The 5584-nt window shown below is 74.3% G+C and carries 4 protein-coding genes and 1 pseudogene; 1 reads left to right on the forward strand and 4 read right to left on the reverse strand.

Annotation, left to right across the window (positions count from 1 at the left end):
* Nucleotides 1-128: 128 nt before the first annotated feature.
* Nucleotides 129-602 carry an SsrA-binding protein SmpB gene (smpB, locus tag AX737_RS07160; protein ID WP_066920157.1) on the reverse strand — a complete coding sequence of 158 codons (474 nt, stop codon included), beginning with the start codon at nt 600-602 and terminating at the stop codon, nt 129-131.
* A gap of 13 nt (nt 603-615) precedes the next feature.
* The gene (dapA, locus tag AX737_RS07165) at nt 616-1512 is read right to left on the reverse strand and encodes a 4-hydroxy-tetrahydrodipicolinate synthase (protein WP_066920159.1); all 897 of its coding nucleotides are present in this window, start codon (nt 1510-1512) and stop codon (nt 616-618) included.
* A gap of 196 nt (nt 1513-1708) precedes the next feature.
* Between dapA and AX737_RS07170 the strand changes: the two genes are divergently transcribed.
* Nucleotides 1709-4021, forward strand: a complete 2313-nt coding sequence (locus AX737_RS07170) for a lytic transglycosylase domain-containing protein (protein ID WP_066920161.1) — start codon at nt 1709-1711, stop codon at nt 4019-4021.
* Between the two features lie 91 nt (nt 4022-4112).
* Here the strand turns inward: AX737_RS07170 and AX737_RS07175 are convergent, their stop codons facing one another.
* Entirely contained in the window at nt 4113-4841 is a 729-nt protein-coding gene (locus AX737_RS07175) for a hypothetical protein (protein WP_066920162.1), read from the reverse strand.
* A 79-nt stretch (nt 4842-4920) separates the two neighbouring features.
* A pseudogene (locus AX737_RS07180) lies at nt 4921-5584 on the reverse strand (nickel transporter); the annotation flags it as partial.

The following is a 5584-nucleotide window of genomic DNA, read 5'->3' on the forward strand; positions in this document are numbered from 1 at the left end:
ACCCGGCTTTCTGCGAAAGCAGACCTCTCCCTACAGGAGAGGGGACCCGCGCCTCACGCTGCAGCGGAGTGCACGCTGCCATCATGCGATCGCCCTGCCGCTCGCGGAGGCGCGCGCGTCCGGGCCGGTCAGCCCTTGTCGCGCATCAGCCGCGCCTTGTCGCGCTGCCAGTCGCGCTCCTTGACGGCCTCGCGCTTGTCGTGGGCCTGCTTGCCCTTGCCGAGCCCCAGCTCGACCTTCGCCCGACCGCTCTCGTTGAAGTAGATCTTCAACGGGACCACCGTGTAGCCCTGGCGCTGCGTGGCGCCGATGAGCTTGTCGATCTGGCGGCGGTGGAGCAGCAGGCGGCGCGGGCGCTTGGTGTCGTGGTTGAAGCGGTTCGCCTCGAGATATTCGGGGATGTAGGCGTTGAACAGCATCAGGTCGCTGCCCGACGGGCCCGCATAGGCCTCGCCGATCGTCGCCTTGCCGTTGCGCAGCGACTTCACCTCGGTGCCGGTCAACGAGATACCGGCCTCGAGCGTGTCCTCGATCGCGTAATGGTAGCGCGCGGCGCGGTTGTCCGCGACCACGCGCCGGTTCGGTTCGGGCTTCGGGGCCATCGGCGTCCTTGTCTCAGCCCTCGATCAGACCGGCGTGACGGAGCGCCGCGTCGACGATCCGGCGCGTCCCATCCGAGACCGGGACGAGGGGCAGCCGCACATCCTCGCCCATCAGGCCGAGGCGCGCCAGCGCGTACTTCACGGGCGACGGGTTCGACTCGGCGAACAGGCCGGTCTGGAGCGGGAACAGCCGGTCCTGCAGGTGCAGCGCGCGGGCGTAGTCGCCCGACAGCGAGGCCTCCTGCAGGTCGGCGCAGAGGCGCGGCGCGACGTTGGCCACCACCGAGATGCAGCCGTGGCCGCCCTGCGCATTGTAGCCGAGCGCCGTCGCATCTTCGCCCGAAAGCTGGATGAAGCTCTCGCCCATCGCCTGGCGCTGGGCGCTGACGCGGTCGATCTTGGCCGTGGCGTCCTTCACGCCGGCGATGTTCTTGAGCTCGGAGAGGCGCGCCATGGTCTCGACGCTCATGTCCACCACCGAGCGCGGCGGGATGTTGTAGATGATGATCGGGATGCCGACCGCGTCGTTCACCGCCTTGAAGTGGGCGTAGAGGCCGTCTTGGGTCGGCTTGTTGTAATAGGGCGTGACGACGAGCACCGCGTCGGCGCCGGCCCGCTCCGCGTGCCGGGCGCGCGCGACCGCCTCGGACGTCGAGTTCGAGCCCGCACCCGCGATCACCGGCACGCGGCCGCGCGCCTCGTCGATGCAGGCCTCGACCACCCGGTCGTGCTCGGCATGCGTCAGGGTCGGGCTCTCGCCGGTGGTGCCGGTCGGCACCAGCGCGTGCGTGCCCTGCTCGATCTGCCAGGCCACGAACTTTCGGAAGGCGGCCTCGTCGAAGGCACCCTCGCGGAAGGGGGTGACCAGGGCGGTCATCGAGCCCCGGAGGCGGCGCGCTGTCTCGGTCATCGTCTCGTGTCCCGGACGGCCCTGCCGTCCCTCCCGTGCGGCGCCGCGGCAGCGGCGCCGGCGGGCAGACATAGGGCTTCCGCAATCGCCGCGCAAACAGCCTCCGGGCCACGGTTAAGCACGTGTTAACGAGCTTGGCCGGAACCTGTGGCATGACGACTCCCGCAAGCTTGAGTGGAGGGGAGTGATCCGATCCATGAGCCGCCCCCTGGCGTCCCCGGTGTCCATCGCGCGCACGACCGCCGCGCTCCTCGGCCTCGCCCTCACGGGCGGCGTGACGCTCGGGGCGCCGCCCGACCTGCGCGGCACCGACACGCCGGCCGCCTCGCAGCCGACGCCGCCCGCGAGCGACGCGGCGGCACCCTCCGGCCTGCTGACGGATGCAAAACCCCTCGACCCGGCCGCCGCGGACGCGCTGAAGATCGAGCCGAGGAGCGCAGAGGACGAGAGCGCCAAGCCCGCCCAGCGGCTGCCGGCAGGCACCGCGGCCTACGCCTCGGCCGATCCGGACGCGCCGGTCGTCTTCCCGCTGCCCGATGCGGGCGTGTCGCCGGCTGCCCCCCTGCCCGAGGTGCCGGACCCCGCGGCCGCCGCGAAGGCGGGCGGCGTCGACGTCACCCTGCTCAGGCAGGCGATCGAGCTCTACCGCAAGGGCAAGGTCGCGGACGGCGACCGCCTGCGGGACCAATTCGAGGATCCGGCCGCGCGGGCGCTGCTCGAGTGGATGGCGATCCGCGCGGGCGCGGGGATCGGGTTCGAGCGCACCGTCGCCTTCACGCGGCAGAACCCGGACTGGCCGGCGGGACCGCTGCTGCGCCGCCGGGCCGAGGAGGCACTGCTCTCCGAGCGCAAGAGCCCGGCGACCGTTCGGGCCTTCTTCGGCGCGGCGCGGCCGGCGAGCGCCCCCGGCAAGTTCGCCCTGGCGCTCGCCTTCCGGGCGGACGGGCTTGAGGCGGACGCCGCCGACCTCGTGCGCGACCTCTGGCGCTCCGAGACCTTCGGCAAGAGCCTGGAGGCGAAGGTGATGGACGCCTTCCCGGGCGTGCTCACCCGGATCGACCACCGCTACCGCATGGAGCGGGCGTTGCTGAAGGAGGACTGGGACAGCGCGGGCCGCGCCGCCGCCTACGCGGGCGGCAGCTACGCCAGCCTCGTGCGGGCGCGCCGGGCGGTCGAGGACAAGAGCTCGGGCGCCGCCGCGGCGCTCGCCGCCGTGCCCCCCTCGCTCCGCAACGACGCCTCCTACATCCTGTCGCGGGCCCAGTGGTTCCGCCGCGCCGACAAGGCGGCCGAGGCCGCCGCGGTGCTCGCCACCGCGCCCGCCAACCCCGACGTGCTGGTGGACGGCGACGAGTGGTGGGTCGAGCGCCGCATCGTCGCCCGCAAGCTCCTCGATCTCGGCGACGCGCGGACCGCCTACGCGGTGGCGGGCGGCCACGCGGCGCGGACCCCCGAGAAGCGCATCGAGGCCGAGTTCCACGCGGGCTGGATCGCGCTGCGCTTCGCGGGCGACCCGGCCTCGGCCGCGACGCACTTCGCGGAGGCCGCCCGCGCCGCCGAGACGCCGATCTCGCTCGCGCGCGCCGCCTACTGGCAGGGCCGGGCCGCGGACGCGCTTGGCCAGCCGGAGCCCGCCAGGGACTTCTACGCGCGGGCCGCCCAGCAGCCGATCGCCTATTACGGGCAACTGGCCCGGGCGAAGCTCGGCCAGACCCGCTTGGCGCTGCGCGCACCTGCCGACCTCGACGGCACCGCCCGCGCCGCCTTCGACGACCGGCTCTGCGTGCGGGCGCTGCGGCTGCTCGGTGCCGCCTCGCTGAAGGAGCTGGCGCTGCCGCTCTACATCGACACGGCCCAGCGCCTGACGGATCCGGCCGAGCTGCAGGCGCTCGGCGACCTCGCGGTGGAGATGAAGGACGCCCGCGCCCTCGTCGCCATCGGCAAGCTCGCGGTGCAGCGCGGCCTGCCGCTCGACGCCCACGCCTACCCGGTGATCGGCATCCCCACCTACGAGACCTACACGGCGGTGCCGCAGGTGGAGCGCGCCATGGTCTTCGCCATCGCCCGGCAGGAGAGCCAGTTCGACCCGCGCGCCCAGTCGGGCGTGGGCGCGCGCGGCCTGATGCAGATGATGCCGGCCACCGCCCAGCGCACGGCGCGCCGCGTGGCGGCGGCCTACGATCAGGATCGCCTGACGAGCGACCCGGCCTACAACGCGCGCCTCGGCCAGGCCCATCTCGGCGAGCTGATGGAGGATTGGCGCGGCTCCTACGTGCTGGCCTTCGCGGCCTACAACGCGGGCGGCGGCAACGTGAAGAAGTGGGTCGACGCCTACGGCGACCCGCGGAAGAGCGAGGTCGACGTGGTCGACTGGGTGGAGCGCATCCCCTTCACCGAGACGCGCAACTACGTGCAGCGGGTGATGGAGAACCTGCAGGTCTACCGCACCCGCCTCGACGGCAAGAGCGCGCTCCTGATCGACGGCGACCTGAAGCGCGGGGCGCGGTAGGGTCTGTCGCCCGGCGCGTTCCGCCGGCCGCCGCGGCAACGACGAATCGGTAGAGGCCGCGGGGCGTGCGGGTTCGCCGTAGCCGCGTGCCTCACACCCCCACCAACCCCCGCGCGGCCTCCATCCGCTGCCCGGCGAGCGCGACGTCGATGTCCGGCGCCCGTCGGCCGATGGCGAGCGCCCCGTCGAGGATGGTGCAGGCCTCGGCCCAGGTTGAGGCGACGAAAGGCGCGGCCCCCTCCGCCACCTCCGCGGCGCAGCGCGGGTCGGCCCCCGATCGCACGGCCGCCATGGCGGTCCGGGCCACCGCCGCGGCGCGCGCGCCCTCGACCCAGCGCCGCGCTTCCGCCGCGCCCTGCGCCCGCAGGCCCCCGGCCCATTCGGCCGCCCGCGCGGCGTCGAGCGCCGAGCCGAGATCGGAGGCCGCGACGCATCGCGCCGCGACGGCGTCGAGGCCGGCGAGCGCGCAGAGCGGTGCGAGGATCAGCCGAATGCTCGCCTCGGCGAGATACGCAGTCCGCGCCGCCTCCACCTCCGGACGGTCGGCCGAGCCCGAGAGCCGCAGCACGAAGGCCATCAGGCGCGGGCGCTCGGAATCGGGCATCGCGTCGTTGAGGCCGAGCGCGTAGGCGGCAAGCGGCGGGGAGAAGCAGGGCGGGCAGTCGGCGCTGGAGCGGATCGCCCGGTAGGGCAGGCCCGCGGCGACGATCGCCGCCTCGTTGATGCAGGTGCCGCCGTCCGGACCCGGGAAAGGGTGGGAACCCGCGAGCAGGCGCCAGTTTAGGATGTGATCGAAGCCGCGCAGATCGAATCCGGCCATGCTCGCCCCGGCATTGCGGCCCGCCGCTGCGGGACAGGCGCGGAGCGTGCCATGCCGGGACGGGTTTGGCGAGTGCGGCTCAGGCGCCGCCCGCGCCGAGGGCGAGGCCCGTGAGCATCGCGAGGCCGAGCACCAGCACGAAGGCGGCGGCCAGGAGTTCGAGGAGGCCGACCGCGACCGTGCCGGCCTGCCCCCGGCCTCCGGCCAGACGCAGCGCCGCGCCCTTGGCGAAGACCGCGAGGCTCGCGAGCGCGCTCGTGGTGAGCGCGGTGCCGAGCGCCATGGCGAGCACCGCCAGCACGCCCGCGCCGAGCATGCCCTGGGACAGGGCGAAGACGAGGAGCAGCACCGCGCCCGCGCAGGGGCGCGAGCCCGCCGCCAGCACGACGCCGGCCAGCGCCCGCCAGGACTCGCCGCCCCGCGGCGGCGCGATGTCGTGCGCACAGCCCGGCCCGCACGCGGCCGGACCGACGCCCCCGAGCTGCCCGGCGAGACGTCCGGCCTTGCGCCAGGTGAGCGCGAGCCCGACGAGCGCGACCATCGCGAAGCTCGCCGTCTCGATCAGGGTGCCGGCCCGCGACATCGCGGCGGCGGTGGCGCCGAGGATCAGGCTGCCGACGCCGACGATCGCGATCGCCACGAGGGCTTGCAGGAAGGCCGCCGCGAAGCTCAGCGCGCAGCCGCGCCGCAGCGCCCGCTCGCCCGCCACGATGTAGCCCGCGATGACCGCCTTGCCGTGGCCG

Origin of the sequence: Methylobacterium sp. CCH5-D2 (genome assembly GCF_001556475.1) — a bacterium.
Taxonomy (GTDB): Bacteria; Pseudomonadota; Alphaproteobacteria; order Rhizobiales; family Beijerinckiaceae; genus Methylobacterium; species Methylobacterium hispanicum.

Bases quoted from the DNA above. Each gene is read 5' to 3' on its own strand.
- smpB (WP_066920157.1), bottom strand. From the start codon at position 602: ATGGCCCCGAAGCCCGAACCGAACCGGCGCGTGGTCGCGGACAACCGC.
- dapA (WP_066920159.1), bottom strand. From the start codon at position 1,512: ATGACCGAGACAGCGCGCCGCCTCCGGGGCTCGATGACCGCCCTGGTC.
- AX737_RS07170 (WP_066920161.1), top strand. From the start codon at position 1,709: ATGAGCCGCCCCCTGGCGTCCCCGGTGTCCATCGCGCGCACGACCGCC.
- AX737_RS07175 (WP_066920162.1), bottom strand. From the start codon at position 4,841: ATGGCCGGATTCGATCTGCGCGGCTTCGATCACATCCTAAACTGGCGC.